Raw genomic sequence first — 26,337 nt, forward strand, 5'->3', positions numbered from 1 at the left:
TGCAGCCTGATTAGTCAGTCCTGATGGGTAAGCTTACCGTCAAAGCTGAACAGGGAAAACCATTAACCACCTCTGTCGGGTGATGAATCGTTATTTGCTGATTTTTTTTAAAATTTACAAAAATAATTGCATCCGTGTTTTTGGTGTAAATTGATATAAAACAAGTGATTATGGTTTTTACGCCAAATGGCACCCGGCATAAATTGACTTATATCAAAGAGTGGCCGAGGAAGGACTGGTATACAGGTAACCAGATTCGGTTGGTTTTGCGCTGGCGTTAATGTCGTTGGCGATTTGTTACCGGCCGTGGATTTTGTATTCGGTTCAATAAGACGCCGCTTAACGGAGGCAATAATGGTTACAGGTATTCAAATCACCAAAGCAAATAACAATGCCCTGGTTAACTCTTTCTGGCTGCTGGACGAAGAGAAATCGCAGGCGCGTTGTGTGTGTGCCAAATCCGATTTCAACGAAGATCAGATCGTTGCTGTCAGCGATCTGGGTCAGTTCGAATATCGTGAAGTGCCGCTGGAAATCAAACCGGAAGTCCGTGTTGAAGGTGGTCAGCATCTGAACGTGAACGTGCTGCGCCGTGAAACGCTGGAAGATGCGGTTAAACATCCGGAAAAATACCCGCAGCTGACCATTCGTGTGTCCGGTTATGCTGTGCGTTTTAACTCGCTGACGCCGGAACAGCAGCGCGACGTGATCACCCGTACATTTACCGAAAGCCTGTAAGCGCCCGTCGGTAAAACAGACCTCTACCTGGTTAATGCCGGTCACCTAAGGTGTCCGGCATTGTTTTTTCTGGAGAGGCAGTGCGACTACTGTGGTTGATAGTGCGAGCGGATGGGTGTTGAAGACGATAGCGTGCTGTGACATTAAGGGCGCACGTTCTTCTTACCGGTAACAAGAAAGGAGCCGTCTGGCTCCTTTCTTGGCATTAGCCGATCAGAATATCGACCGGTTGGTTCAGCTGTTATCCGCTGGTTTTTCTTTTTGTGGATCGACTGGCGCTTTGGCACTGGGCTGTCGGCGTTTACCGACATTTTTACTGTCGCGATGACGCACTTTGACCTTCGCCTTCTGTTTTTCTTTCTCTTTTTGCTTCAGCTCTTTACGCTTGGCCAACACTTTCTTAGACGGCTTGCCGGTGGTTTTGGGGCTCGGAGCCCGTGTTGTTGGACGTAGTTCATCGACCACACGTGCTTTTAGCGGCTCATTCAGATAACGGCCGATTTTCTCCAGCAGCAGGTAGTCATGCGCTTCCACCAGCGAGACGGCGCAACCTTTACGACCAGCGCGGCCGGTACGGCCGATGCGGTGCAGGTAAACGTCTGAGGTGCGCGGCAAATCAAAGTTGAACACGTGGCTGACGTCTTGAATATCCAGACCACGGGCAGCGACATCAGTGGCAACCAATACTTTTACCCGGCCTTCGCTCAACCGTTTGATGGCTTCGTTGCGCTTGGCCTGCACCATTTCCCCTTCCAGATAGCAGGACTCAATGCCTGCCGCACGCAGCCAGTCTACCAGTTCATGTACGCGCTCGCGCTTACGCACGAACACAATCGAACGGGTTACGTCTGGCTGCTTGAGCAGGTGGCTCAACAGGGCGGTTTTGTGCTGAACATCGTCGGCGCGGTAGTACCATTGCAGGATTTTCTTGCGCTCACGTCGTGACGGTTCGGCTTCTACTTCGATGGGGTCGTTTAGCAGACGCTCGGCGAAATCCTGAATGGCGTCGCCTTCCAGCGTGGCGGAGAACAGCATGGTCTGCTTGCGCCAGCGGGTTTCCCCGGCGATATGCTCGATATCCTGGGCGAAACCCATGTCCAGCATACGGTCGGCTTCATCCAGAATCAGTGTTTCCACTGCGCGGCAGTCAAAATTCTCTTCTTTGATGTATTGCAACAGGCGACCGGTGGTAGCGACCACGACATCCTGATTCTCGCTGAACACTTCGGCGTGATTCATGTAAGCCACGCCGCCAGTGATGGTGGCAATGTCCAGATGCGTGTGAGCGGCCAACGTCCGAGCCTGATCCGCCACTTGCATAGCCAATTCACGGGTTGGGGTCAGAATCAGGATACGCGGTGGGCCGGATTTTTTACGTGGAAAATCTAACAGATGCTGCAATACCGGCAGCAGATAGGCTGCGGTTTTACCGGTTCCAGTCGGCGCAGAGCCTAGTACATCCCGTCCTTCCATCGCCGGGGGAATCGCCTCAGCCTGAATGGCGGTCGGGCGGCTGAAGCCCATGTCGCGCAGGGCGTCAAGCAGGCTGTCGTCAAGATCAAACTCGGAAAAATTGGTCGCAGTCATGGTCTACCTCTGTTCGGGGCGCTGATTATAGACGCATTGGCGGGGTTGTTCATCTGTTTAAGCGGCCTCGACCACTTTTCCTGGGCTGGCGTTTCTCCTATGCTAACCCCGGTTTAGCAATAAATGGCACAACAATGACGTCTTTGCAGCATACACCAGCGTTACGCGCGGGGGGTTTTACCTTCAAACAATTTTTCGTGGCGCACGACCGCTGTGCGATGAAAGTCGGCACCGATGGTGTGCTGCTGGGGGCGTGGGCACCGTTGCGGCAGGCGTCGCGAATACTGGATATCGGCTGCGGTTCCGGTCTGATTGCTCTGATGCTGGCGCAGCGCTGCGGTGGCCGAGTGTCGGTTGATGGGGTCGAGCTGGATGCTGCTGCCAGCGAGCAGGCGGCAGACAATGCAGCGGCGTCGCCCTGGGCCGAGAGTATACGGATTCATCAGGCCGATATTCTTGCGTATGCCCGTACTGCCGAATTTCGCTATTCACTGATTGTCAGTAATCCGCCTTATTTTTCCCCCGGTGTTGACTGCGCTTCAGCCCAGCGTGCGCAGGCGCGTTATACCACCACGTTGACGCACGAAACGTTATTGGATTGCGTCAGCCGGTTACTGACGACAGACGGGCGATTTTGCGTGGTGTTGCCGGTACAAGCGGCGGATAACTTTCTGAAACTGGCGCAGCAACTGGCGTGGCATGTCGATGCCAGGGTTGATGTCGCGGATAATGCATCCCGGCCGGTAAACCGGGTGCTGCTGTCGTTAGGACGACAGCCCATGCCAGTGGAGCGGACATCATTAATCATTCGTGACGATAATCGTCAGTATTCAGCGTCGTTTCAGGCGCTGACACGGGATTTTTATTTATCGATGTAAACGCGTTTATGGGATTTTTAGCCGGTGGCCGGGCGTAGGCCCGGCATTCAGCATCAGGGATGTAGGATGGTGGGATGTGCTTTTTCTTCCCGTTGTGGATAATCAAGCGTGTAGTGCAACCCCCGGCTTTCTTTGCGCGCCAGTGCGCAGCGTACAATCAATTCGGCTACCTGAACCAGGTTGCGTAATTCCAGTAGATTATTGGAAAGGCGGAAGTGGGCATAATACTCACTGATTTCCTGCTGCAGCAGCATGATACGCCGTTGCGCGCGCTCCAGCCTTTTTGTCGTGCGCACGATACCGACGTAATCCCACATCAATAACCGCAGCTCGTGCCAGTTGTGTTGAATCACGACTCTTTCGTCCGAGTTTTCCACCTGGCTTTCGTCCCAATTGGGCAGCGACTCGACCAGCGTTTTCTCCGGCAAATGTTGCAGAATGTCTTCCGCGGCGGACCATCCGTACACCAGGCACTCCAACAGCGAGTTGGACGCCATACGATTAGCGCCATGCAGGCCGGTATAACTGACCTCGCCAATCGCATACAGACCGTCCAGGTCGGTGCGTCCTTGCTGGTCAACCACCACGCCGCCGCAAGTGTAGTGCGCGGCGGGGACGATGGGGATCGGCTCGCGGGTCAGATCAAGACCCAACGACAACAGTTTTTCATGGATAGTGGGGAAATGCTGCGTAATGAAATCTGCCGGTTTGTGGCTGATGTCCAGATACATGCAGTCCGCGCCCAGTCGCTTCATTTCGTGGTCTATCGCCCTGGCGACAATATCCCGTGGAGCGAGTTCTGCGCGTTTATCGAAGGCTGGCATAAAGCGACTGCCGTCCGGGCGTATCAGCCAGGCGCCCTCACCACGCAGTGCTTCGGTCAGCAAAAAATTTCGGGCCTGTGGATGGTACAAACAGGTGGGGTGAAACTGGTTGAATTCCATGTTCGCCACCCGGCAACCTGCACGCCAGGCCATGGCGATGCCGTCGCCGGAAGAAATATCGGGGTTGGTGGTGTACTGGTAAACCTTGGACGCACCACCGGTGGCGAGCACGACGGCTTTGGCGCGGCACGATTCAACATGCTCTTTTTCCCTGTTCCACAGGTAAGCGCCGACCACCCGTTTGTGGCCGGGCAGGCCGAGCTTGCTAGAGGTGATCAAGTCCACCGCATTACAACGCTCCAACAATACGATATTGGGATGCTGTCTCACCTGGCTGACCAGGGTGGTTTCCACAGCTTTACCGGTGGCGTCTGCGGCGTGCAGGATACGGCGATGGCTGTGACCTCCTTCGCGCGTCAGATGATAACGTGCTTCGCCGTGCGGCGCGGTTTCGGTATCGAACCGAACGCCCTGATCGATCAGCCATTGCACGCAATGACGGGCGTTACGGGCAATAAATGATACGGCTTCCCGGTCACACAAACCGTCGCCAGCAATCAACGTATCGTCGATGTGGGCATCGATGCTATCGGTTTCATCAAACACCGCGGCAATCCCGCCTTGTGCATAAAAGGTGGCGCTTTCGCTCAGTGGCCCTTTGCTGAGCACCATCACGCGAGCATGAGACGCCAAACGCAGCGCCAGTGATAACCCGGCGGCACCGCTGCCGATGATCAGCACATCACAATGGTAGTTTTGGGGAGACGACATCATCGCTTTTCGTTTAATTTACAAAACACTATTTTTGAATTTAGCACGATAATTAGCTTTTATGCATTTTTTTTGTTTTATAAATTAAACGAAGATGGTGTGAAACCGTAGAACGGGTGCCAGCAGCGGGCTTTTGACGTATGATTTTTGCGGTTGTACGGGGCAGCGATGAGAATAAAACCCCGGAGGGCGGCACGGTGGTATGCAACGGGTATCCGGCAAGATGCAAAAAATGCGTCATGCAACGGAACTTTATGATGTAGAAAGACTCCAACCCGATGCTTGCTCGATTTCAGATATATGGCTGGCAGTACGTGACTTAGGCGTGGTGACACGGTTTTGGGGAGACATGATCTCGGATGAGCGAGCAGTTAGCGGATCAGGTGCTGGTTGAGCGGGTCCAGAAAGGCGACAGAAAGGCGTTTAATTTACTGGTCGTCCGTTATCAGCATAAAGTGGCGAGCCTGGTATCGCGTTACGTTCCCGCTGGGGACGTGCCCGATGTGGCGCAGGAATCGTTTATTAAAGCCTATCGCGCGCTGGAATCGTTTCGTGGCGAGAGTGCCTTTTACACCTGGCTGTACCGTATTGCCGTCAACACGGCGAAGAATTATCTGGTGGCTCAGGGGCGGCGTCCGCCGTCCAGCGATGTGGATGCCAACGACGCGGAAAATTACGAAAATGCCAGCGCGTTGAAAGAAATATCGAACCCTGAGAACTTAATGTTGTCTGAGGAGTTACGACGGATCGTTTTCCATACTATCGAGTCATTGCCAGAGGATTTGCGTTTGGCAATTACGCTGCGTGAACTGGATGGGCTGAGCTATGAGGAAATTGCCGCCATCATGGATTGCCCGGTCGGTACTGTCCGCTCGCGTATATTCCGCGCACGGGAAGCAATTGATAATAAAGTGCAACCGCTTATTCAGCGTTAGCTTGTTCTTAACGTTACTCATGACGGGTTTGACAAGGTAAGGTGAAGTTATGCAGAAAGAAAAACTTTCCGCTTTAATGGATGGTGAGGCAGTGGATAATGCACTGCTGGGTGCCTTGTCGAAAGACGACAAGTTGCAGCAAAGCTGGCAGCGTTATCACCTGGTGCGTGACACTTTGCGAGGTGATGTCAGCGAAACCCTGATGAATGTCGATTTCGCTGCTCGGGTTGCCGCCGCCCTCGAACAAGAACCGGTGCAGTTTAATCCACAAGCCGTACCGGAATCTCAGCCTCATCCCCAGACCTGGCAGGCGTTGTCGTTCTGGCGCAAGGTTCGTCCTCTGGCTAGTCATCTGACGCAGATTGGCGTGGCGGCTTGTGTTTCGCTGGCGGTGATTGTCGGTGTGCAGCATTACCAGCAAAACAATGCAGTGAGCGACAATATGGCGGATACAGCACCGGCGCTCAGTACATTGCCTGTGATGGGTGGGTCGGCGTCTCCGGTCAGCCTGAGCGTACCGGCTGAAAACAGTGTAGCGCATACCGGGCAGCGTCAGATGCAGGCTCAGCATGAGCGCATCAATGCGCTGTTGCAGGACTATGAATTGCAACGCCGTGTGCATTCCGAACAACTGCAATCGCAGGGGAATCAACAGCAAGCCGCCGTACAGGTGCCTGGTACTCAGTCATTAGGAATTCAGCCGCAGTAATGAAGCGCTCCTGGTTTGCCGTATGCATATTGTTAGGCAGCCTGTCTTACTCCTCCCTCGCCCCGGCAAGTGATTCCGGGGCGTTGTTGCAGCAGATGAGCAGCGCCAGCCGATCACTGAACTACGAAATTTACTACATCAGCGTTTCCCGGCAGGGCATTGAGTCATTACGCTACCGTCATTCGGTGCAAAATGGCGAGACGCTGGCTGAGCTGATCCATCTGGACGGGCCCAAGCGAGAAGTGATTCAACGCGGTAGTGACATTAGCTATTTTGAAGCGGATGCCGAACCGTTCACCCTGTCAGGTGACCATATTGTTGACTCATTGCCTGCTCTGATTTTTGCCAATATGGAGCGGTTGTCCGCTTATTACGATTTCATTCCTACCGGCCGTATTCGTCTGGCGGATCGCCAGGGGGACGTGGTGAGAATCGTTTCCCGTGATGGCACCCGTTTCAGCTATATCGTCTGTCTTGATGCCGAGTCGCGTTTACCGTTGCGGGTAGATTTGCTCGATCAGAACGGTGATTTGCTCGAACAGTACCGGGCGATTTCCGTAACAGTGGATAAAAATGTGCAGCTTGCGATGAAGCAGATGGACAAAATCAGCCAGCCACCGCTGCTCAGTATTCCCACCACGTCCACCGCGAATTTCAACTGGGTGACGGAGTGGCTACCGGTTGGCGTAGAAGAAGTGTCACGTAGCCAGCGACCGCTGCCGGGGGTTACGGGTCTGGTGGAATCGCGTCTTTACAGCGATGGATTGTTCAGTTTCTCCGTCAATGTCAGCCCGGTTGGGGACAATCATCCTGACCAGAATGCCTCGCTGGGTCGTAGAACTATTCATACCGAAGTACGTGACAACCGGGAGATCACCGTGATTGGTGAACTGCCGCTGGCGACAGCCAAACGCGTCGCGGACAACGTGATATTCAAGGCGCAGCCATGATCAAAGAGTGGGCCACGGTGGTTTCATGGCAGGCTGGTACTGCTGTGCTGAATTGCGAACAGCATTCCGGCTGCCAGAGCTGTCAGTCTCGCTCCTCTTGCGGCACTGGTGTATTGAACCAGATTGGTGCCGCGGCAACCCATCAACTGACCGTCTCATACTCGCAGCCACTATTTCCTGGTCAGCGGGTGGAGATTGGCCTGGCGGAGTCAAGCCTGCTGCGCTCGGCGATGTTGGTCTATTTGTTGCCATTGTTGGGGCTAATGCTGGGCGCTGTCTTGATGCAGTACTGGCTGGGCAGTGAACTGGCGACGGTAGCAGGGGCCTTTGTTGGCGTGGCGGTGAGTTTCGCTGCTGTAAAGCGTTTATCGGCGAAAATTGGCAATAACCAACATTATCAGCCAGTGATTTTGCAGGTTGCCTTGCCGGAGAATCTATTACGTACCGATATGACATCGGGGCGCTGAAACCCAGGCGGCTTGCAGGTCGGTCGGCCTGTTTGCCCCCCCATATTTCGCTTTTAACGACTTTTTACCTCTGCTTTCATCTTCTCATTCGCAACCTTGTCATAATCAAGGAATTGATTCGGTACACCATGACTAGGTTTTCCACCGTCTGGCATGTAGAATGCTGCGATTCAGGTATATGACAGTGGCTATGGCTGTCATCACATTGCGCGTGCCGTTCGGCAAGAATTTCAGAAATACCAAGGTAGAAAAACTTTTATAATGAAGCATATACGAAATTTCTCCATTATTGCTCACATCGACCACGGTAAGTCGACGCTCTCTGACCGCATTATTCAAATTTGTGGTGGTTTGTCCGAACGTGAAATGGAGGCGCAAGTGCTGGACTCCATGGATCTGGAGCGCGAGCGCGGTATTACCATCAAGGCTCAGAGCGTGACGTTGGACTACAAAGCCTCTGACGGTGAAACCTATCAACTGAACTTTATCGATACCCCCGGCCACGTTGACTTTTCCTATGAAGTTTCCCGCTCTCTGGCTGCCTGCGAAGGGGCTCTGCTGGTGGTGGACGCCGGGCAGGGGGTTGAAGCACAGACGCTGGCCAACTGCTACACCGCGATCGAAATGGATCTGGAAGTGGTGCCAGTATTGAACAAGATTGACCTGCCAGCGGCGGATCCAGATCGCGTTAGTCAGGAAATCGAAGATATCGTGGGCATTGATGCCACCGACGCGGTGCGCTGTTCTGCCAAGACCGGCGTAGGCGTTCCGGATGTGCTGGAGCGTCTGGTGCGTGATATCCCGCAGCCGGAAGGCGATCCTGATGCGCCATTGCAGGCTCTGATCATCGATTCCTGGTTCGACAATTACCTGGGCGTAGTGTCGCTGATCCGTATCAAGAACGGTACGTTGCGCAAAGGCGATAAGGTCAAGGTGATGAGCACCGGTCAGGTGTACAACGCTGAGCGTCTCGGGATCTTTACACCCAAGCAGGTGGACCGCGACGCGCTGCAATGCGGCGAAGTAGGCTGGCTGGTGTGCGCCATCAAAGACATCCTGGGTGCGCCAGTGGGCGATACCCTGACGCTGGCGCGTAAACCAGCTGAAAAGCCGCTGCCGGGCTTTAAAAAGGTTAAACCGCAGGTGTACGCCGGTCTGTTCCCGGTCAGTTCCGACGACTATGAAGCCTTCCGTGATGCGCTGGGCAAACTCAGCCTGAATGATGCGTCGCTGTTTTACGAACCGGAAAGCTCCACCGCGCTGGGCTTTGGTTTCCGCTGCGGTTTCCTTGGTCTGCTGCACATGGAGATCATTCAGGAGCGTCTGGAGCGTGAATACGATCTCGACCTGATCACGACTGCACCGACGGTAGTGTACGAGGTGAAAACCACCGGCAACGACGTGATCTATGTCGACAGCCCGTCTAAGCTGCCGCCGGTCAATAATATCGAAGAACTGCGCGAGCCGATTGCCGAGTGTCACATGCTGTTGCCACAGGAGTATCTGGGCAATGTGATTACGCTGTGCGTGGAAAAACGCGGTGTGCAGACCAACATGGTCTATCACGGTAATCAAGTGGCGCTGACTTATGACATTCCGATGGCAGAAGTTGTGCTCGACTTCTTCGATCGCCTCAAGTCCACTTCTCGTGGTTATGCCTCGTTGGATTACGGTTTCAAACGCTTCCAGGCGTCTGACATGGTGCGCGTGGACGTGCTGATCAACAGCGAACGCGTGGATGCGCTGGCGCTGATCACCCACCGTGATAATTCGATGTATCGCGGCCGTGAGCTGGTAGAAAAAATGAAAGACCTGATCCCGCGTCAGCAATTCGATATCGCGATTCAGGCGGCGATCGGCAACCATATTATTGCTCGTTCCACCGTGAAGCAGCTGCGCAAGAACGTTCTGGCGAAGTGCTACGGCGGTGACGTCAGCCGTAAGAAAAAACTGTTGCAGAAACAGAAGGAAGGGAAGAAACGCATGAAGCAGGTAGGGAACGTCGAGCTGCCGCAGGAAGCGTTTTTGGCCATTCTGCATGTTGGAAAAGAAAGCAAGTAAACCCTGAGGAGTTGGCATGGCCAATATGTTTGCCCTGATTTTGGCATTGGCAACGCTGGTGACCGGCATTGTCTGGTGTCTGGAACGGTTCAAATGGGCGCCGGCGCGGCGTGCCAAGATTTCCGCGCTGAGTCAGCAGGTTAATGGGGCTGTTGACGAGAAAACGCTGGTTAACAGCATCAAACAGCCGGGATGGATCGAGACGTTTGCGTCGGTTTTCCCAGTGCTGGCGCTGGTGTTTGTGGTGCGTTCATTTATTTTCGAACCGTTTCAGATCCCTTCCGGTTCGATGATGCCGACGCTGTTGATCGGGGATTTCATTCTGGTCGAAAAATTTGCTTACGGCATCAAGGACCCGATAACGCAGACCACCTTGATTGAAACCGGGCACCCTAAACGCGGTGATATCGCGGTATTCAAATACCCGGAAAATCCGCGTCTGGACTACATTAAGCGTGTTGTCGGTTTGCCGGGAGATCGCGTCAGTTACGACCCTATCGCCAAGCAAGTCACCATTCAGCCGGGATGCGGCGACAAGCCGAGCTGTGGCAACGCTCTGCCGGTGACCTACAGCAATGTGGAACCCAGTGATTTCGTACAGACATTCAGCGGAACCGGGCGCGAGATGACCAGCGGTTTCTACCAGATTCCGGTTGGTCAGAAGAGTGAAGGCATTCGCATGGCGGTTCGCAAGGAAACGTTGGGCGAAGTTACTCATAATATTCTCACCGTGCCAGGTGCTCAGGATCAGCTTGGGCTGTATTACCAACAGGTGCGTCAGTCGCTGGGGTCCTGGGTGGTGCCTGCCGGTCACTACTTCATGATGGGTGATAACCGTGATAACAGCGCGGACAGCCGTTATTGGGGATTTGTACCGGAACGGAATCTGGTGGGTAAGGCGACAGCTATCTGGATGAGTTTTGAAAAACAAGAAGGTGAATGGCCTACTGGTGTACGTTTAAGCCGCATCGGTGGAATTCATTAATTGAATGTAAATAAACTCGCAGCATATTTGCGACTTCCGTTGTAGAATATTTCTGAATAATAAATGCTGGCTCCCGGGCGGGAGCCACTGCAAACGAAACAGTTTTGACTTTTTTAGTGGCAAGGCAGGGCTGTTCCGTATGCTGTTGTTTAAAAAGGCATTATAGATCTATTGGTAGCACATGAATCCCATCCTGATAAATCGTTTACAAAAAAAACTGGGCTATACTTTCCAACAATATGACCTTTTATTGCAGGCGCTGACTCACCGTAGTGCCAGCAGTAAACATAACGAACGGCTGGAATTCCTGGGGGATTCTATCCTGAGTTTCGTTATCGCCAATGCGCTGTACCACCGGTTTCCGCGTGTTGACGAAGGCGATATGAGCCGGATGCGCGCTACGCTGGTGCGCGGGAATACGCTGGCGGAGATTGCCCGAGAGTTTGAACTGGGCGAGTGCCTGCGTCTTGGTCCTGGCGAATTGAAAAGCGGCGGTTTTCGCCGTGAGTCAATTCTGGCGGATACCGTGGAAGCGTTGATTGGCGGTGTGTTTCTGGACAGCAATATCCAGACCGTCGAACGGCTGATTCTGCAATGGTATCAGACGCGTCTGGATGAGATTAGCCCAGGCGACAAGCAAAAAGATCCGAAAACCCGCTTGCAGGAATTCCTGCAGGGACGCCACCTGCCATTGCCGACCTATCTGGTGGTGCAGGTGCGTGGCGAGGCGCACGATCAGGAGTTCACCATTCATTGCCAGGTCAGCGGGTTTAGCGAGCCGGTAGTGGGTACCGGGTCAAGCCGTCGTAAAGCTGAACAGGCGGCGGCGGAACAGGCCCTGAAAAAGCTGGAGCTTGAATGAGCGAAGAACAAACCTACTGCGGCTTTGTCGCGATTGTTGGCCGGCCAAACGTCGGTAAATCCACCTTGCTGAACCAACTGCTGGGGCAGAAGATATCCATTACCTCTCGTAAGCCGCAGACGACGCGTCACCGCATTATGGGTATTCATACCGAAGGGCCGTATCAGGCTATCTATGTGGATACACCTGGGTTGCACATTGAAGAAAAGCGCGCCATCAATCGCCTGATGAACCGTGCAGCCAGCAGTTCGATCGGTGATGTGGAATTGATCATCTTTGTGGTGGAAGGCACCCACTGGACCGATGATGACGAAATGGTGGTAAACAAGCTGCGTGACCAAAAAGCGCCGGTGCTGTTGGCCATCAATAAAGTGGATAATGTGGCGGACAAAACCAAATTGCTGCCGCATATCCAGATGTTGAGCGAAAAGATGAATTTCCTCGATGTGGTGCCGATATCTGCGGAAAAGGGGACCAATGTCGATACCGTCGCCGCAATTGTTCGCAAACATCTGCCACAGGCTATTCATCATTTCCCGGAAGACTATATTACCGACCGCTCGCAGCGTTTCATGGCGTCGGAAATTATCCGCGAAAAGCTGATGCGTTTTCTGGGCGAAGAGCTGCCGTATTCGGTTACGGTGGAAATCGAGCGTTTTGTTGCCAATGAACGCGGTGGTTACGACATCAACGGCTTGATTCTGGTGGAGCGTGAAGGCCAGAAGAAGATGGTGATCGGTAACAAAGGTGCCAAGATCAAAACCATCGGCATCGAAGCGCGTCAGGATATGGAACAGATGTTTGAGGCCAAAGTGCACCTGGAACTGTGGGTGAAGGTTAAATCTGGCTGGGCAGACGATGAACGTGCGCTGCGTAGCCTGGGTTATATCGACGATCTGTAAGGTGTGCGCCGATGGAAGGCTGGCAGCGCGCATTTGTCTTGCATGGGCGACCTTATAGCGAAACCAGCCTGCTGCTGGATCTGTTTTCTGAAAATGAAGGCCGCGTGCGGGTGCTGGCGAAAGGTGCTCGGGCGCGGCGCTCTAGTCTCAAGGGCGCTCTCCAGCCTTTTACGCCGCTGCTGGTACGGTGGGGTGGGCGTGGCGAGGTCAAAACCCTGCGCAATGCCGAACCGGTTTCTCTGGCGTTACCACTGAGTGGTCCACTGTTATACAGCGGCTTGTACGTGAACGAGTTGCTGACGCGGGTGTTGGAACTGGAAACCGATTATTCCGCCCTGTTTTTCGATTATCTCCATTGCCTGCAACAGTTGGCCGCCGCCAACGGTTCGCCTGAGTCTGCCTTGCGCCGTTTCGAACTGGCACTGCTGGAACATCTCGGTTATGGCGTGGATTTCCTGCATTGTGCCGGTAGCGGTGAGCCGGTTGCTGATACCATGACCTACCGTTATCGGGCGGAAAAAGGCTTCATTGCCAGTTTGGTGGTAGATAACGTCAGTTTCACCGGGCGCGAGTTGCAGGCGTTGGCGTCAAGGGAGTTTCCTGATATCGACACCTTGCGCGCCGCCAAGCGTTTCACACGTATGGCTCTCAAACCCTACCTTGGCGGTAAGCCACTGAAAAGCCGTGAATTATTTCGACAATTTATTCCTAAACCCTATAAGGCATCGCCAGACGGCAACAACTAGTCACGTCAGGGTATCGTCATGCGCAGCCGGGGTGTACACTGCGGCGGTCATTTACTGTTGAAGGATGGATCATGGCTGAGTTGTTGTTGGGCGTAAATATTGACCATATCGCCACCCTGCGTAATGCGCGTGGCACGGCATATCCCGATCCGGTACAGGCGGCATTTGTCGCGGAACAGGCGGGAGCGGACGGTATTACCGTACACTTGCGTGAAGATCGACGTCATATTACCGATCGCGATGTGCGCCTGCTGCGCCAGACCATCCAGACCCGTATGAATCTGGAGATGGCGGTAACGGATGAAATGCTGGCGATAGCCTGCGAACTGAAGCCGCATTTTTGTTGCCTGGTGCCGGAAAAACGGCAGGAAGTGACGACGGAAGGCGGACTCGACGTGGCCGGTCAGCTCGGTCGTATTACCGCGGCAGTAACGCAATTACGCCAGGCTGGTATTCAAGTCTCACTGTTTATCGACGCTGATCACGGCCAGATTGACGCCGCGGTAGCCAGCGGTGCACCTTATATTGAAATCCATACCGGCGCTTATGCTGATGCGGAAAATGACGCCGCCCGACAGCAGGAATTTGAGCGTATCCGTGAGGCGGCGACCTATGCGGCGGGCCGGGGCATCAAGGTTAATGCTGGTCATGGTTTGACCTATCATAACGTCCAGCCGATTGCGGCGCTGCCTGAAATGCACGAGCTGAACATTGGTCACGCCATTATCGGGCGTGCGGTGATGAGTGGTTTGCCGTCGGCAGTAGCAGAAATGAAGACCCTGATGCGGGAAGCCCGTCGCTGATGGCGATTCTGGGACTGGGTACGGATATCGTCGAAATCGCCCGCATTGAAGCGATCACCGGTCGTTCCGGTGATCGTCTCGCTCGCCGCGTGCTCAGTGAACAGGAGTGGTTGCAGTATCAGGCCCATTCGCAGCCGGTTCGGTTTCTGGCTAAGCGTTTTGCGGTCAAAGAGGCTGCCGCCAAGGCATTTGGCACTGGCATTCGGGATGGCCTGGCATTTGCGCAGTTTGAAGTTGTGAATGATCCGCTGGGTAAACCGTGCCTACGGTTTCTGGCGCGGGCTGCCGAACTGGCCGAGGATATGGGGGTCCGACATGTGCATGTTTCGCTGGCCGATGAGCGCCACTATGCTTGTGCGACGGTGATTATTGAAAATTAACCTTGAGCGGCATTAGTGGTTTGGCTGACATAACAATACTCGACACAACTACAGTTGGTCGGCATGGTGCAGCAGGACAAATTTTTCCCACAGTTGATCGTGGTTTTCCTGGTAGTTCGTGTCTTTGAGAATGGTGTTGTCTATCGGGCAGACCTTCTGACAGGTTGGCGTATCATAGTGCCCGACGCATTCGGTGCAGCGTAATGGGTCAATTTCATAGATCTCATCCCCCATCGAGATTGCCTGATTGGGGCATTCCGGCTCACACATATCGCAGTTAATGCATTTCGCGGTAATCAGCAGCGCCATGTCTTCTTTCCTTTCATAAATCAGCCGCCGATTATACTCTTCTGTGAGCTAGTTACACAGCCTGGTTGCAGCATAAACGGTGCTGACGGAGAAGGGCTAAAAAAAACAGGTTATTCGTTTGATTGAGAGACTATACGACGAAGACATTAATCACTATTATGCGATCGTAATGCATAATTTTTCATAGCGTTTTGATATAAAAAAACAAATATTCCCGTGCAATGTGTCCGTCATATTCGCTTTGTACTGTAACTCGGATTACAGTTAACCTGGGCAAAGATTGTCAGGGCAAGGTCGATAAACTCATGTATGCATGTGGTATACTTTTATTCGTAAGCATATCCTTCAATGGCGGAACATATAGTGCAGCAAAATAGTCACTTTAATCAGCCCAGCTCTGAAGCCTCCACTACCGGGGAGCCACAGTTTGAAGACGCTGATTACTGGCACAGCTGCCACAGGCGGTACAGATTTCAACCCATTTACCGGACTTCCGGTCGTCTAATGGGAATTGAATTGCTGACTGCTGTTTTTCACCCGTCCATGCCGCACAAGTTTTTATCTCCTGAACTCTATTTTGCCCGCCTTAATGTCGAAGAACGCTTAAATATCGTTATTGAACAATTACAACTGCTGTGTCAGTGGGATAAACGTTTTGTTCAGGACGGGCTTCGTGCATCCGTCAACATTGATGGGCTGACGTTGCTGGCGTTGCAGGAAAACCGTCAGGCCAAGAAACTGCTGACGACCATGCCTTGGTTGCGTTTTGAACTGGTTGAAAGTCTGGCGGTTTTGCCTCATGACACACTGGCGACGTTGCCTGAAGCGGGGCAGCTCTGGCTGGATGACTTTGGCTGTGGTGTGGCGAATTTCTCTTCCCTTTCGCCAGCAAAATATGACTGCATCAAGATTGCCCGTGAGCTTTTCATTATGTTGCTCAAGAGTGAAGAAGGGCGACAGCTATTTCCGTCGCTGGTCACGCTGATTGCCACCTACTGTAATGATGTTGTCATTGAAGGGGTGGAAACTGAAGAGGAGTGGGAAATCGTCAAACAATCTAACGCCTCGGCAGCCCAGGGATACTTCTTATCCCGGCCTCAACCGTTTGAAAATTTGGAAGATCTTCGGTCAGAGTTGTAGTTATCCCTTCTTTTATACTCATTTTGTTCCTTCACCCAGATATGCAATGCATCCAGACTATCCGGAAACCTGCCGACGTTCTCATTTGAGGAAGAGGGAGGGAGGAAAGTCATACTCCATCAATATATAGTAGAAAATAAATGATTAGATTGCTATTTATAGACTTTTCATTTTTTATGCCTTGTTTTTTATACAAATATAGTGTTTTATGTGGTCAAGGTTCTTTTTGCTGAACAAGTAAGCTGTGGCAGTGGTCTAAAAAAACAGCAATCATAAGAGAAAGAACTGGTTGATTTTATTATCATAACAAATTGATTTATATAGATAAAAAAATAAATGTTTGCTACCAACGATCAAAAAACAGCTGATGATAGTTATTTTTGATTAAAATGGTGGGACTTATCGGTATAATTGATTTGCTTACGAAAAATTGATAGTCAAAATACTGCGCTACGAAATCGGTAAAGAGCCGTATAAAAATATTAGCCAGGCTTATGTCTATAACTATCATTAATATAACTGATTAAGCTTATTCTTTTGATTCTATTATTTAGGTCTGCACACGGCGATATAATGGAGGCTTTATGCTGTCATTTTTATGGTTATGAACCTGTCCTGCAGAGCTGGATAGTTTTTTCATTCATCCTTTCTACTCTCCGGAAATGTGCCAACCCTGAAAATCCATGCGAGGGGGGTTATTACCGGGATTTTTCGTCTTCAGTGATGCGATTTGTTCGATCAGGACCGTTCCGGGCCTGAGGAGAGTGTTATTGTGTATGAAATTATAATAACCCTATTAATAGTACTCTTAGGGATTTCTTCTGCAAGGAGCCGCAAATTCCAGGAAAAAGCCAACGCAGAACAAAAAAAGCAGGACTTCCTGAACATGGTGTTCTTTGCCGCCGAGTACAGCCCTTCATCCATTATGATCGCTAATGAAAGCTGTGAAATTGTGTATGTGAACCGGCAGTTCACTGCGATGTCGGGGTATGAAGCGGAAGAGGTGATTGGGCGAAAGACGAATATATTAAGCTCTGGCATGACCAATGCCAGTGTGTATGATGAACTGTGGTCCACCCTGAATAAAGGCGAGATTTGGAACGGCGAGTTTATTAATCGTAAGAAAAACGGACAGTTATATTGGGAAAAAGCCAGCATCGTCAAAATATATAATAAAGCCAGCGATGCGGTTCAGTATGTCAGCATAAAAATGGATATCACTGAGCGCAAGACTCAGGAACACCACGATAACTCCTATAACCGCGCACTGGAGTTGCTGTCGAGTGGCGCGCCGCTGAAGGATATTCTGGATGCGATCATTTTCAGCGTAGAGGAGAAAAACCCTGGAAGAACGGTCTGCTCTGTGCTGCTGGTCGACAAGGAGAAGAAGTGCCTGACCCTTGGCTCGGCTCCCAGCTTGCCCGGTTTTTATAAGAATGCTATCCACAATGTGAAAATTGCTGATGGTGCAGCCTCGTTTGGGTCGGCTGCTTACTCCGGCAAACGCGTGATTGCAGAAGATATTTCCACCCATCCCCACTGGGCGCTGTATAAAGGTCTGGCGCTGTACGCCGGTTTACGCTCCTGCTGGTCTGAGCCTATTTTCGGGCAGAATAAAGAAATTCTTGGCGTATTGAGCGTCTATCACCGCAAGGTTTACTCACCAACGGAGGATGAAATCGCCTCGATCGAGAAATCCGCGCAATTGGTGGCGGTAGCGATTGAGCGGTATCGGGCGATTGATATGTTGCGCCGCAGCGAAGAACACTATCGACAACTGGCGCATTACGATTCTCTGACTTCACTGGCTAATGGGCTGACTTTTGCCGAGCAAATGGAGCAGGCGATCCAGTTATCTCGCCAGACTCACCGCAAGATCGCGCTAATGTTCCTCGATTTGGATAAGTTCAAGCAAATTAATGATACTTTCGGCCATGCGACCGGGGATTTGCTGTTGAAGGAAGCCGCGGCGCGTATGCGGGGGGCGGTGCGTGAAACCGACACGGTGTATCGCCGCAGCGGCGATGAGTTCATCATCCTGTTGCAGGGAATAAAAGAAGTTGAAAATACACTGTATGTTGCGGACAAAATCCACCACGCCCTCAATGAACCTTTCTATATTGAGGGCAAGAAGCTAGATATTTCATGTAGCATCGGGATTGCGCTGTATCCGGAGCACGGTACGGATTCACTGACGCTGGCTATCAATGCGGATGCTGCGATGTATCAGGCGAAGGCATTGGGGCGCAGCCAGACCCAGATCTATCATGACTTGAATACCCACCAGTAAACACGGATTGGCATTATCTTTCCCGCAGCGCTTCCGCCTGAGCTTGACGAATCGGTTTTAACAGATAGCTGAGCAATGTTTTCCTGCCGGTAATGATATTCACATTGGCGACCATGCCGGGAAGGATCAGCAGTGGCTTGTCGATACTCCCCAGATAGTTTTTCTCCGTGCGCAACCGAACAAGGTAAAAGCTGTTACCGGCTTGATCGGTCACCATATCCTGACTAATTTGATCGATATAACCTTTTAGCCCGCCAAAGGTGGTGTCGTCATATGCGGTGAACGTCATCATGGCTTCCTGTCCTGGGCGCAAGAACGCCATATCCTGCAGTTTGACCCGCGCTTCGACCAACAACTTGTCATCCAGTGGCGTGATTTCTACCAGTGTCCGGCCGGGAGAAATCTGCCCGGTTGTGGCATCGACCAGAATGTATCTGATAATACCCCGCACCGGAGACACTACCAGAGATAACTTGTCCGTCTTGTTTTCACCGGTGTCAGAGGTGTTCGTGCTGGAAGAGTAGGTATGTTCCAGCCGCATCAGGGGTTCGCCGATGTTGACGATCTGACCTTCGCGGATATACATGTCACTGAGTTCACCAGCTTCTTGCGCCTGAACTCGATAGCGTTGTGACTGACTGATGGTTTTTCCTGTTGCGTGCACAACTTCATCAATCTCGGCAACCGCCGCCCAACCAGCCAGAAAGACCGTAAAAGCCAGCATGATCCAGATCGATAACCGGATAATACGCGGTGTATCTTCCTCCAACGCTTGACCCACTTCTGGCAAACCTTGAGGACCTTGCTGGGAATAGCTGGAGAAATATACGTTGATATGTTGTAGGAACTTAGCGAGACGCATTGATCTGCCCCTTCTTTAATGCATCCAGCACAATGGCTTTAGGACCATCGGCGATAATGCGTCCTTTGTCCACGATCACCAGCCGATCGACCAACGTCAACATGGAAACCCGGTGTGTCACCAACAGCAGCGTCTTGTTGGCGATGTAGGTTTGCAGCGCCTGCTTGAAGCGGTCTTCGCTGCTGTTGTCCATTGCACTGGTGGGTTCGTCCATCACCAGAATTGGCGGATCAAGCAGCAGTGCGCGCGCAATCGCTACTGCCTGTCGCTGACCGCCCGACAGTTGCATACCCCGTTCACCAACCTGCAGGTTATAACCGTCTGGGTGCAACCGGGCGAAATCATTCACACCCGCTATCTCCGCTACACGCAGCATGGCATCGTCTTCTACATAGCGAGCACCGCAAATCAGGTTGTCCCGCAGCGTGCCGCTGAACAGCTGAATATCCTGTGGTATATAGCCGATATGGTGACGAACATCGGCGATATCGAGTTGACGGGCATCCACGCCGTCGATAAGCAAGTTGCCGTTGGTCGGTTGATAAAGGTTGGCGATCAGCTTTTCCAGCGAACTTTTACCCGAGCCAGTACGACCGATGATGCCGACTTTTTCGCCGGGGCGAATCGACAGGTTGATATCAATTAGCGCACGACTTTTCTGCTCTGGATACCGAAAGGTGACATCGCGAAATTCGATGCTGCCCTGAATACTTTCCCGTTTTAAAGGGTAGGGCTGCTCGCCCCGCTCCTGCGGTAATTCCATCAGCCGCTGGGTTTCCTCCAGTGTCAATCGAGCCTGCTGATAACGGGTAAACAGCTCAGACAGTGGCCCCAGCGTCATCAGTGCCCGGCTATTGAGCAGGTAACAGGCGAGCAGCGTGCCCAGGGTGAGTTGGCTGTCCAGTAGTAGATATACCCCAGAGACAATCACGACGATGCCCGCCAGATGTTGACATGATTGCGTTAGATGGGTGGCGATGGCCGACAACGTTTTTACCCGTGAGTCCAGCCGGCTGATATCGCCGCTAATTTGTTCCCATTGGCGCTGACGCTCGCCTTCCGCGTTATTAATCTTGACGGTGTCCAGCCCGTTCAGTGTTTCGGTCAACAGTGCTTGTCGCTCGTCAGTCAGATGTCGTGATTGGGTTAGTGCCGCGGTGATTGGTTTTTGCAACAGCCCATTGAACAGCAGCACCAGAGGGAGTGTCAGCACCGGTATCCAGACCAGCGGTCCTCCCAGCATACCGAGCAAAATCAACATCAGTAGCGTGAACGGAAAGTCGATCAGTGTGCCTAACGTCAGCGACGATAGCGTATCGCGCAATGCCTGAAATTCCCGTACCCGGTGTGCCACTACACCGGTGCGTGCCGGAAAGGCCGACAGCATCATGCCGGTCAGGCGTTCAAATAACGTCGCGGAAAGGATCAGCTCGGTCTTTTTTCCGGCGATATCGACACAAATACTGCGTAATATCCGCAGGACTAGGTCAAAAAGCAACGCAATGCTGACGCCGGAAGCCAGTACCCACAAGGTGGTTGTGGTTTGATTGGGGATGACCCGATCGTAGACCTGCATGATGAACAGTGGCACAAACAACGCGATGATATTAATCAGCAGACTGGCGATTACAGCATCCAGATAAAGGCTGCGCGATAGCTTCAGCGTGTCTTTGAACCAGGCTTTGCTTCGTGGTAGTAACGCTGTTGGCGAGGCTTCAAAGCGGTGAGTCGACTGGGCGAACATCACCAGCCCCAGATAATTTTGCTGTAACGTATTGTGGTCGACCGTAATTTCACCGCCTTCCGTTTCCCCTGTCATCAGACGGGCGCGGCCGTCTGGCGTCCAACTCAACAGGATGGCGGCGCGACCTTCGCGCAGTAATAGCATGGCAGGTAGCGACATCGCTGGAATCGCGTTCAACGACCGTTTGAGTATTCGCGCTCGCAAACCGGCGCGAGCCGCGGCGCGTGGCAATAAACTGACGGGTAAACGCAGGTCTTCAAGCGGTAACCCCGCAGTCAGCGTGGCACGGCTGGTCGGTTTCCCTTGCAATCGACACAGGACCAACAGGCTATCAAGCAACGGGTCGTCATGGCGGATGCGGGGATCCTGATGTTGTGGGGAATGATGATAGTCCTCGCCGCCCGGCGGCTGCTCATGGTGTGTATTCATGTCGCTGCGGGTTCCTTAGCCATCGTGACCGCCTGCAGACAATGCGATCACAGATAAAAAATAGAAAAAAAGTAAGCAATATGGCCTGATTTTGTTGTTTTTTCAGGTTTCGACTGGCAAGCATTATTCATGGCGAACCTTGCAGGACGCAACCTTTCATTTTAAGGCCACCAGCCAGAATCATGTCAGGAGGGAAGCCATCCCATCGATCTTCCATGGCTGAAAATCATTTATGTTGGTCAATATAACTGACATTTTGATACGACATAATACGTTTGGTAATGAGTTGGTGGATAATGCTCTGCGCGCGATTTAACCTGCCGCAAAACGGGGATAACAGGCAGAGAATCACGTGGATAGCTTGCCCGGCGATGGTGAAAATGCCATGCTGGTGGGTGGCCTGACGTGGTGTGCTGATGAGGGATCGCAAGCTTGTTCAGGCTTCGTCGTGCGGTAGTGTGTCTATGCGGCAGCACTGATTCACCCGACAGGTGTCAGGTGGTGCCTGCGCGATCACATATGAAATCCTAATCAGGAGCAGAGGCCACCTTGCCAGGTGAGTTCTCTTTTGCAAATAAAAAAGGGCTTGGTATGTTTTATATTTTGCGTGACAGTAACGGCCATCTCATCAGGGTAGAGGAAGTGCCGTTTCCCGAAATGAACGGCGAACTGCCGGATGGTTCTGTTGAAGCCATCGCATGGATGAATAATCAGCAGGCTATTCTGGCTAATATTGAGCGGCTGCGTAGCAGTGATCTGGAAATGGTGCGTGTACTGGAAGATCTGATTCAGGTGTTGATCACCAAAGGTCAGATTAACATTACGGATTTCCCGGCAGCCGCACAGCTTAAACTCATCAACCGAGCACAGGCGCGTGAAGCGTTGGGTGATCTGGATTCGCTAATCCGCGAAGATGAGGACAAAATATTCTGATGTTAAGAAGTACTGACAAAACGGCTTGCCAGTGACCTTGCAAGCCGTTTTTTATTGGTTCGATAACCAGTTATCAATGAGCGCCGATTGACGGTGAGCGATACTGTGTGGATGAGCAAGGCGACTGGATGATGATAAAAGACGAAAAAAGTATAGATTTCGGTGCATTGGTGTCGGAAACACGGAATCCGGCGTCCATGAACCTGGATCAGCTGTCTACGCTGGAAATGGTGTCATTGTTCAATCAGGAAGATCACCGGGTGCCGGAGGCAATCCGTGAGGTTTTGCCAGCGATCGCTCAGGCCGTGGACGCCGCTGCCGCTAGCCTGAAGGCAGGCGGACGAATGATCTATCTGGGCGCTGGCACCAGTGGTCGTCTCGGGGTGTTGGATGCGTCAGAATGTCCGCCTACCTTTGGTGTACCGCATGGTTTGGTGGTGGGATTGATTGCTGGTGGCCCAGGTGCCTTGCTGAAGGCGGTTGAAGGCGCAGAAGATGACCCGGCGTTAGGCGAAACGGATTTGATGGCGCTGACGCTCACGGCTCAGGATATGGTCATTGGCCTTGCCGCATCGGGGAGAACGCCTTATGTCATGGGGGGATTGCGCTATGCCCGTGCTCTGGGCTGCCGTACCGCCGCTATTTCCTGTAACCCACTCTCGCCCATTACGCAGGCGGCGGAGATAGCGATTTCTCCGTTGGTCGGCCCGGAAGTGTTGACCGGTTCCACCCGGCTAAAGTCAGGTACAGCACAAAAATTGGTGCTGAACATGATTTCCACTGGCGCGATGGTACGTCTGGGCAAGGTGTACCAGAACCTGATGGTCGATGTAAAAGCCACCAACGTGAAGCTGGTGGATCGTGCCTGCCGCATCCTGATGGACGCCACCGGCATTGATCGGGATACAGCGCAGCGCTGTCTGGTGCAGACCGATTATGAGGTTAAACCGGCGATAGTAATGGTGGTGACCGGCTGCAACGCGCAGCAGGCCAGGCAACGACTGACCGAGAAAGCGGGCTATTTGCGCGATGCGTTGAGCGTGGAGAAGGCGTAATGCCATCACTGCTGTCTCGAATAACCGGAACGTGCCCATGTTGAACTCATCGCCGACGGCTAAGCGTGCAGTATTCTTTGATCTGGACGGCACATTGCATCGTCAAGATCTGTTCGGCCGCTTTCTGTGGTTCTTGATCCGCCATTTGCCGTTGAATTTATTGTTGGTTGTCCCTTTGTTGCCTTTGCTGGCGGCAGGGTTGGCACTCAATGGTCGTGCTGCCCGCTGGCCAGTTAGCTTGTTGTTGTGGGCGATCACCGTCGGGCGACGTGAAGCACGGTTGCAGCAACTAGAGCAGGCGTTTGTGGTCTGGTTCCGCCAGCGAGTCACACCTTTTCCTTTGGTGCACCAGCGTCTGGAACGCTATCTGGCTGACAAGCGGTCACAGGTCTGGCTGGTGACGGGTTCACCACAACGGCTGGTTGAACAGGTTTATTGCGACGCATCGTTTCTTCCACAGGTTGAGTTGATCGGTAGCCAAATGGCGAGATGCTGTGGCGGTTGGGTGCTTAGCCTGCGCTGTCTGGGGCACGAGAAAGTCGTGCAGATGGAGCGTCGGCTGGGAACACCGCTTGAACTTTACAGCGGTTACAGCGACAGCCAACAGGATAATCCGCTACTCGCTTTCTGTGCCCATCGTTGGCGCGTGACGTCTGCCGGTCATCTGCAGCAACTGGAATGACTCGCCGCTGCTGGCATGTATAATGCGCGCCGCACGTGATGAAGGCGTAAGCCAAGAGGAGTGAAGGGTAATCCAATGGATGATGAATTCTGGATGCGTCATGCACTGACGCTGGCGCAGCGGGCCTGGGATGAAGGTGAGGTGCCTGTCGGCGCAGTGCTGGTGCAGGGAGACAAGATTATCGGTGAGGGCTGGAATCGCCCGATCGGTCGCCATGACCCTACCGCCCATGCGGAGATCATGGCGTTACAGCAGGGCGGACAGGTGTTGCAAAATTACCGTCTGCTGGATACTACGCTGTACATCACACTGGAGCCCTGTGTGATGTGCGCTGGTGCCATGATTCATAGCCGCATCAATAGGCTGGTATATGGCGCGGCTGATGCCAAAACGGGGGCGGCAGGTTCTCTTGTTGATATTCTGCGCCATCCGGGTATGAATCATCATATCGCCATTACCGACGGGGTACTGGCAGATGCGTGTTCTGACCTACTGAGCCGTTTTTTCCGTATGCGTCGTCAGCAGCAGCGTGACGCGCGCTCTGCCGAACGAGGCTCGTCGGACTGAGTAACCGTGCGTCAGTGGGAAGGATTAGCGGTTAACTGTTCCGGCGGTACGGCGGGATAAGCGCTGGCGGCCAGTTGCTGCTGCAACATCCGGCTTTCTTTCTCTGAAAGATACCCGACCAGACTAACCATATAACGACGGATATTTTCCACGTAGTTGTATGCCTCCTGACCACGGGCGTAACCGTTGGCGGTTTGAGCGTAGTAGCGTTTCTGGCTCAACATTGGCAGGCGGACCTTGACGTCAGCCCAACTATCCGGGTTTCCTTTCTGTTTTTCTGTCAGTTTGCGGGCATCCATCATATGGGCGTACCCCATGTTATAAGCTGCCAGTGCGAACCAGATACGTTCGTCCGTCGGGATGGTTGCAGGCACCTGTTCCATCATTTGACTCAGGTATCTGGCTCCACCGCGGATACTTTCTTCCGGGTTGAGCCTGTCCACCACATCCAGGCTTTCTGCGGTATTGCGGGTCAGCATCATCAAGCCGCGCACCCCGGTTGGCGAGGTCGCCAGCGGATTCCAATGCGACTCCTGATACGAAATGGCCGCCAGCAGTTTCCAGTCGATCTCTTTGGCGTATTTTTCAAACAGCGGGCGCAGGCTTGGCAAGGTGTTGTCGATGGCGCTAAGGAAGGTGGTGGTATCCACATAGTCGAACTCACCGACATGCCCGAGGTACTTCTCTTCCAGGCGGGCGAGAGTGCCGTCTTCCATCATCTGGCTGAAGAAGTCGAGCAGTGCAGCGGAGAGACTATCGTCATGATTTTGCCGCATATACCAGGTGACCGGCTCTTCGTCGCTGAGATCGAACGACACCGCCAACTGTGGATGAATACGCTGCATCAAGCCAATGTTGATGGAATCGGCGATGGTGTAATCCAGCTTTCCTTCCGCTACCTGTTTTAACAGGTCCAGTTCGGACTGGTCGGTGGCAACCTCCCAGCTCAGTTGCGGGTATTTACCCGCTTTGAAATCACGCAGTGTGGCGGCGTGCGCCGAACCAGATAACACGGTCAACTTACCTTGCAATTTATCCAGTGCGCCGGGACGAGTCGTACCCATACGGTAGACCAGTTGCTGCGATACTGAATAATAGGAAGGACCTGCACGGAAGCGGCTCAGGCGCTCCCGGTTGTAAATCAGACCGGCAGCCAGCAGGTCGGCATTGTCGTTATCCAGGTCGCTGAATAAATCGTCGACGTTTTGGCGCACCGATACCACCAGCCGCACGCCAAGGTAGTCGGCGAATCGTTTGGCCAGTTCGTAGTCCAGTCCGGTGGGGGAACCGTTGCTGAGCATATAGGTCAGCGGAGAAGTCACGGTGCTGATGCGCAGCTCGCCACGTGAAAGAATTTGCCTTAGCTGAACATCCTGGTGACTGCGCCAGGGAATATTTGGCCACAGTGCCAGCGTCAACAGCAAAGCGATTACCCCGATGAAAACATAATTTATCGTTAAACGCTTCAATGAGTTGTCTCTCGGCGGCCGGTTGGCCTGTCTGTCTATAACGGCAGTTTCTTATACATCTGTCCCAGAGTCGGGGGCATTTTGCTTAACAAACCGCCAGTGTGCAACTTTTATTAGTTTGCCTACTGTTTGACCGCAAGGTGCTCTCAATGTTTAACAATCGCTACGCAAACGGTTTCGTCATGCGCCACTATTCTTT

The 26,337-nt window shown here is 52.7% G+C and carries 25 protein-coding genes; 19 read left to right on the forward strand and 6 right to left on the reverse strand.

The window, feature by feature from the left end:
* The first annotated feature begins 354 nt into the window (after nucleotides 1-354).
* Nucleotides 355-738: an autonomous glycyl radical cofactor GrcA gene (gene grcA / locus OB87_RS11335; RefSeq protein WP_033569543.1), complete on the forward strand. Its 384-nt coding sequence runs from the start codon at nucleotides 355-357 to the stop codon at nucleotides 736-738.
* A 234-nt stretch (nucleotides 739-972) separates the two neighbouring features.
* Here the strand turns inward: grcA and srmB are convergent, their stop codons facing one another.
* The gene (gene srmB, locus OB87_RS11340; protein WP_033569544.1) at nucleotides 973-2,325 is read right to left on the reverse strand and encodes an ATP-dependent RNA helicase SrmB; all 1,353 of its coding nucleotides are present in this window, start codon (nucleotides 2,323-2,325) and stop codon (nucleotides 973-975) included.
* A 134-nt stretch (nucleotides 2,326-2,459) separates the two neighbouring features.
* Between srmB and trmN the strand changes: the two genes are divergently transcribed.
* Nucleotides 2,460-3,203, forward strand: a complete 744-nt coding sequence (trmN, locus tag OB87_RS11345; protein ID WP_033569545.1) for a tRNA(1)(Val) (adenine(37)-N(6))-methyltransferase TrmN — start codon at nucleotides 2,460-2,462, stop codon at nucleotides 3,201-3,203.
* Nucleotides 3,204-3,256: 53 nt separating this feature from the next.
* On the opposite strand, the gene nadB is transcribed toward trmN, so the two are convergent.
* Nucleotides 3,257-4,861, reverse strand: coding sequence for an L-aspartate oxidase (gene nadB, locus OB87_RS11350; RefSeq protein ID WP_123250179.1), 1,605 nt, complete (start codon nucleotides 4,859-4,861; stop codon nucleotides 3,257-3,259).
* A 356-nt stretch (nucleotides 4,862-5,217) separates the two neighbouring features.
* Here nadB and rpoE point away from each other — a divergent pair, with 356 nt between their 5' ends.
* From rpoE to acpS, 11 genes are all read left to right on the forward strand, one after another.
* Complete coding sequence (gene rpoE, locus OB87_RS11355) at nucleotides 5,218-5,793, forward strand: RNA polymerase sigma factor RpoE (RefSeq protein WP_013319014.1); 576 nt, start codon at nucleotides 5,218-5,220, stop codon at nucleotides 5,791-5,793.
* 49 nt (nucleotides 5,794-5,842) lie between these two features.
* Nucleotides 5,843-6,502 (forward strand): anti-sigma-E factor RseA, encoded by a 660-nt coding sequence (gene rseA, locus OB87_RS11360; protein ID WP_033569547.1) that lies wholly within the window; start codon nucleotides 5,843-5,845, stop codon nucleotides 6,500-6,502.
* A complete protein-coding gene (rseB, locus tag OB87_RS11365) occupies nucleotides 6,502-7,452 on the forward strand; it encodes a sigma-E factor regulatory protein RseB (RefSeq protein ID WP_033569548.1) in 951 nt (316 codons plus the stop codon). Before rseA ends, rseB begins: the two co-directional genes overlap by 1 nt.
* Entirely contained in the window at nucleotides 7,449-7,919 is a 471-nt protein-coding gene (gene rseC, locus OB87_RS11370) for a SoxR-reducing system protein RseC (protein ID WP_033569549.1), read from the forward strand. The genes rseB and rseC overlap by 4 nt, the downstream gene beginning before the upstream one ends.
* A 261-nt stretch (nucleotides 7,920-8,180) precedes the next feature.
* Nucleotides 8,181-9,980: a translation elongation factor 4 gene (gene lepA / locus OB87_RS11375; RefSeq protein ID WP_033569550.1), complete on the forward strand. Its 1,800-nt coding sequence runs from the start codon at nucleotides 8,181-8,183 to the stop codon at nucleotides 9,978-9,980.
* A gap of 16 nt (nucleotides 9,981-9,996) precedes the next feature.
* On the forward strand, nucleotides 9,997-10,965 hold the full coding sequence (gene lepB, locus OB87_RS11380) for a signal peptidase I (RefSeq protein WP_033569551.1): 969 nt from the start codon (nucleotides 9,997-9,999) through the stop codon (nucleotides 10,963-10,965).
* A gap of 181 nt (nucleotides 10,966-11,146) precedes the next feature.
* The gene (rnc, locus tag OB87_RS11385) at nucleotides 11,147-11,827 is read left to right on the forward strand and encodes a ribonuclease III (RefSeq protein ID WP_013319008.1); all 681 of its coding nucleotides are present in this window, start codon (nucleotides 11,147-11,149) and stop codon (nucleotides 11,825-11,827) included.
* Nucleotides 11,824-12,729, forward strand: a complete 906-nt coding sequence (gene era / locus OB87_RS11390; RefSeq protein ID WP_033569552.1) for a GTPase Era — start codon at nucleotides 11,824-11,826, stop codon at nucleotides 12,727-12,729. Before rnc ends, era begins: the two co-directional genes overlap by 4 nt.
* An 11-nt stretch (nucleotides 12,730-12,740) precedes the next feature.
* The gene (gene recO / locus OB87_RS11395; protein WP_033569553.1) at nucleotides 12,741-13,475 is read left to right on the forward strand and encodes a DNA repair protein RecO; all 735 of its coding nucleotides are present in this window, start codon (nucleotides 12,741-12,743) and stop codon (nucleotides 13,473-13,475) included.
* A gap of 71 nt (nucleotides 13,476-13,546) precedes the next feature.
* Entirely contained in the window at nucleotides 13,547-14,278 is a 732-nt protein-coding gene (pdxJ, locus tag OB87_RS11400; RefSeq protein ID WP_033569554.1) for a pyridoxine 5'-phosphate synthase, read from the forward strand.
* On the forward strand, nucleotides 14,278-14,658 hold the full coding sequence (gene acpS / locus OB87_RS11405) for a holo-ACP synthase (protein ID WP_033569555.1): 381 nt from the start codon (nucleotides 14,278-14,280) through the stop codon (nucleotides 14,656-14,658). Before pdxJ ends, acpS begins: the two co-directional genes overlap by 1 nt.
* Before the next feature lie 48 nt (nucleotides 14,659-14,706).
* Here the strand turns inward: acpS and OB87_RS11410 are convergent, their stop codons facing one another.
* Nucleotides 14,707-14,967, reverse strand: a complete 261-nt coding sequence (locus OB87_RS11410) for a YfhL family 4Fe-4S dicluster ferredoxin (RefSeq protein ID WP_033569556.1) — start codon at nucleotides 14,965-14,967, stop codon at nucleotides 14,707-14,709.
* 348 nt (nucleotides 14,968-15,315) lie between these two features.
* Between OB87_RS11410 and pdeH the strand changes: the two genes are divergently transcribed.
* Both pdeH and OB87_RS11420 read left to right on the forward strand, forming a co-directional pair.
* Nucleotides 15,316-16,107 carry a cyclic-guanylate-specific phosphodiesterase gene (gene pdeH / locus OB87_RS11415; RefSeq protein ID WP_072025463.1) on the forward strand — a complete coding sequence of 264 codons (792 nt, stop codon included), beginning with the start codon at nucleotides 15,316-15,318 and terminating at the stop codon, nucleotides 16,105-16,107.
* 772 nt (nucleotides 16,108-16,879) lie between these two features.
* Entirely contained in the window at nucleotides 16,880-18,397 is a 1,518-nt protein-coding gene (locus OB87_RS11420; RefSeq protein ID WP_033569558.1) for a sensor domain-containing protein, read from the forward strand.
* 13 nt (nucleotides 18,398-18,410) lie between these two features.
* Here the strand turns inward: OB87_RS11420 and OB87_RS11425 are convergent, their stop codons facing one another.
* Nucleotides 18,411-19,259, reverse strand: coding sequence for an HlyD family efflux transporter periplasmic adaptor subunit (locus tag OB87_RS11425; RefSeq protein WP_033569559.1), 849 nt, complete (start codon nucleotides 19,257-19,259; stop codon nucleotides 18,411-18,413).
* Complete coding sequence (locus OB87_RS11430) at nucleotides 19,246-21,432, reverse strand: type I secretion system permease/ATPase (protein WP_033569560.1); 2,187 nt, start codon at nucleotides 21,430-21,432, stop codon at nucleotides 19,246-19,248. The genes OB87_RS11425 and OB87_RS11430 overlap by 14 nt, the downstream gene beginning before the upstream one ends.
* 591 nt (nucleotides 21,433-22,023) lie before the next feature.
* Here OB87_RS11430 and OB87_RS11435 point away from each other — a divergent pair.
* The 4 genes from OB87_RS11435 to tadA all read left to right on the forward strand — a co-directional run bounded on the left by OB87_RS11435 (nucleotide 22,024) and on the right by tadA (nucleotide 24,669).
* Nucleotides 22,024-22,365, forward strand: a complete 342-nt coding sequence (locus tag OB87_RS11435; RefSeq protein WP_033569561.1) for a tryptophan synthase subunit beta — start codon at nucleotides 22,024-22,026, stop codon at nucleotides 22,363-22,365.
* Between the two features lie 131 nt (nucleotides 22,366-22,496).
* The gene (gene murQ / locus OB87_RS11440) at nucleotides 22,497-23,420 is read left to right on the forward strand and encodes an N-acetylmuramic acid 6-phosphate etherase (RefSeq protein WP_200884289.1); all 924 of its coding nucleotides are present in this window, start codon (nucleotides 22,497-22,499) and stop codon (nucleotides 23,418-23,420) included.
* A gap of 37 nt (nucleotides 23,421-23,457) precedes the next feature.
* Entirely contained in the window at nucleotides 23,458-24,102 is a 645-nt protein-coding gene (gene yfhb / locus OB87_RS11445) for a phosphatidylglycerophosphatase C (RefSeq protein WP_033569562.1), read from the forward strand.
* Between the two features lie 75 nt (nucleotides 24,103-24,177).
* Entirely contained in the window at nucleotides 24,178-24,669 is a 492-nt protein-coding gene (tadA, locus tag OB87_RS11450; RefSeq protein ID WP_033569563.1) for a tRNA adenosine(34) deaminase TadA, read from the forward strand.
* An 11-nt stretch (nucleotides 24,670-24,680) separates the two neighbouring features.
* Here tadA and mltF read toward each other — a convergent pair whose 3' ends face one another.
* Complete coding sequence (gene mltF / locus OB87_RS11455; RefSeq protein ID WP_033569564.1) at nucleotides 24,681-26,138, reverse strand: membrane-bound lytic murein transglycosylase MltF; 1,458 nt, start codon at nucleotides 26,136-26,138, stop codon at nucleotides 24,681-24,683.
* Nucleotides 26,139-26,337: the final 199 nt, after the last annotated feature.

The sequence above is a fragment of the Dickeya undicola genome (genome assembly GCF_000784735.1).
Taxonomy (GTDB): domain Bacteria; phylum Pseudomonadota; class Gammaproteobacteria; order Enterobacterales; family Enterobacteriaceae; genus Dickeya; species Dickeya undicola.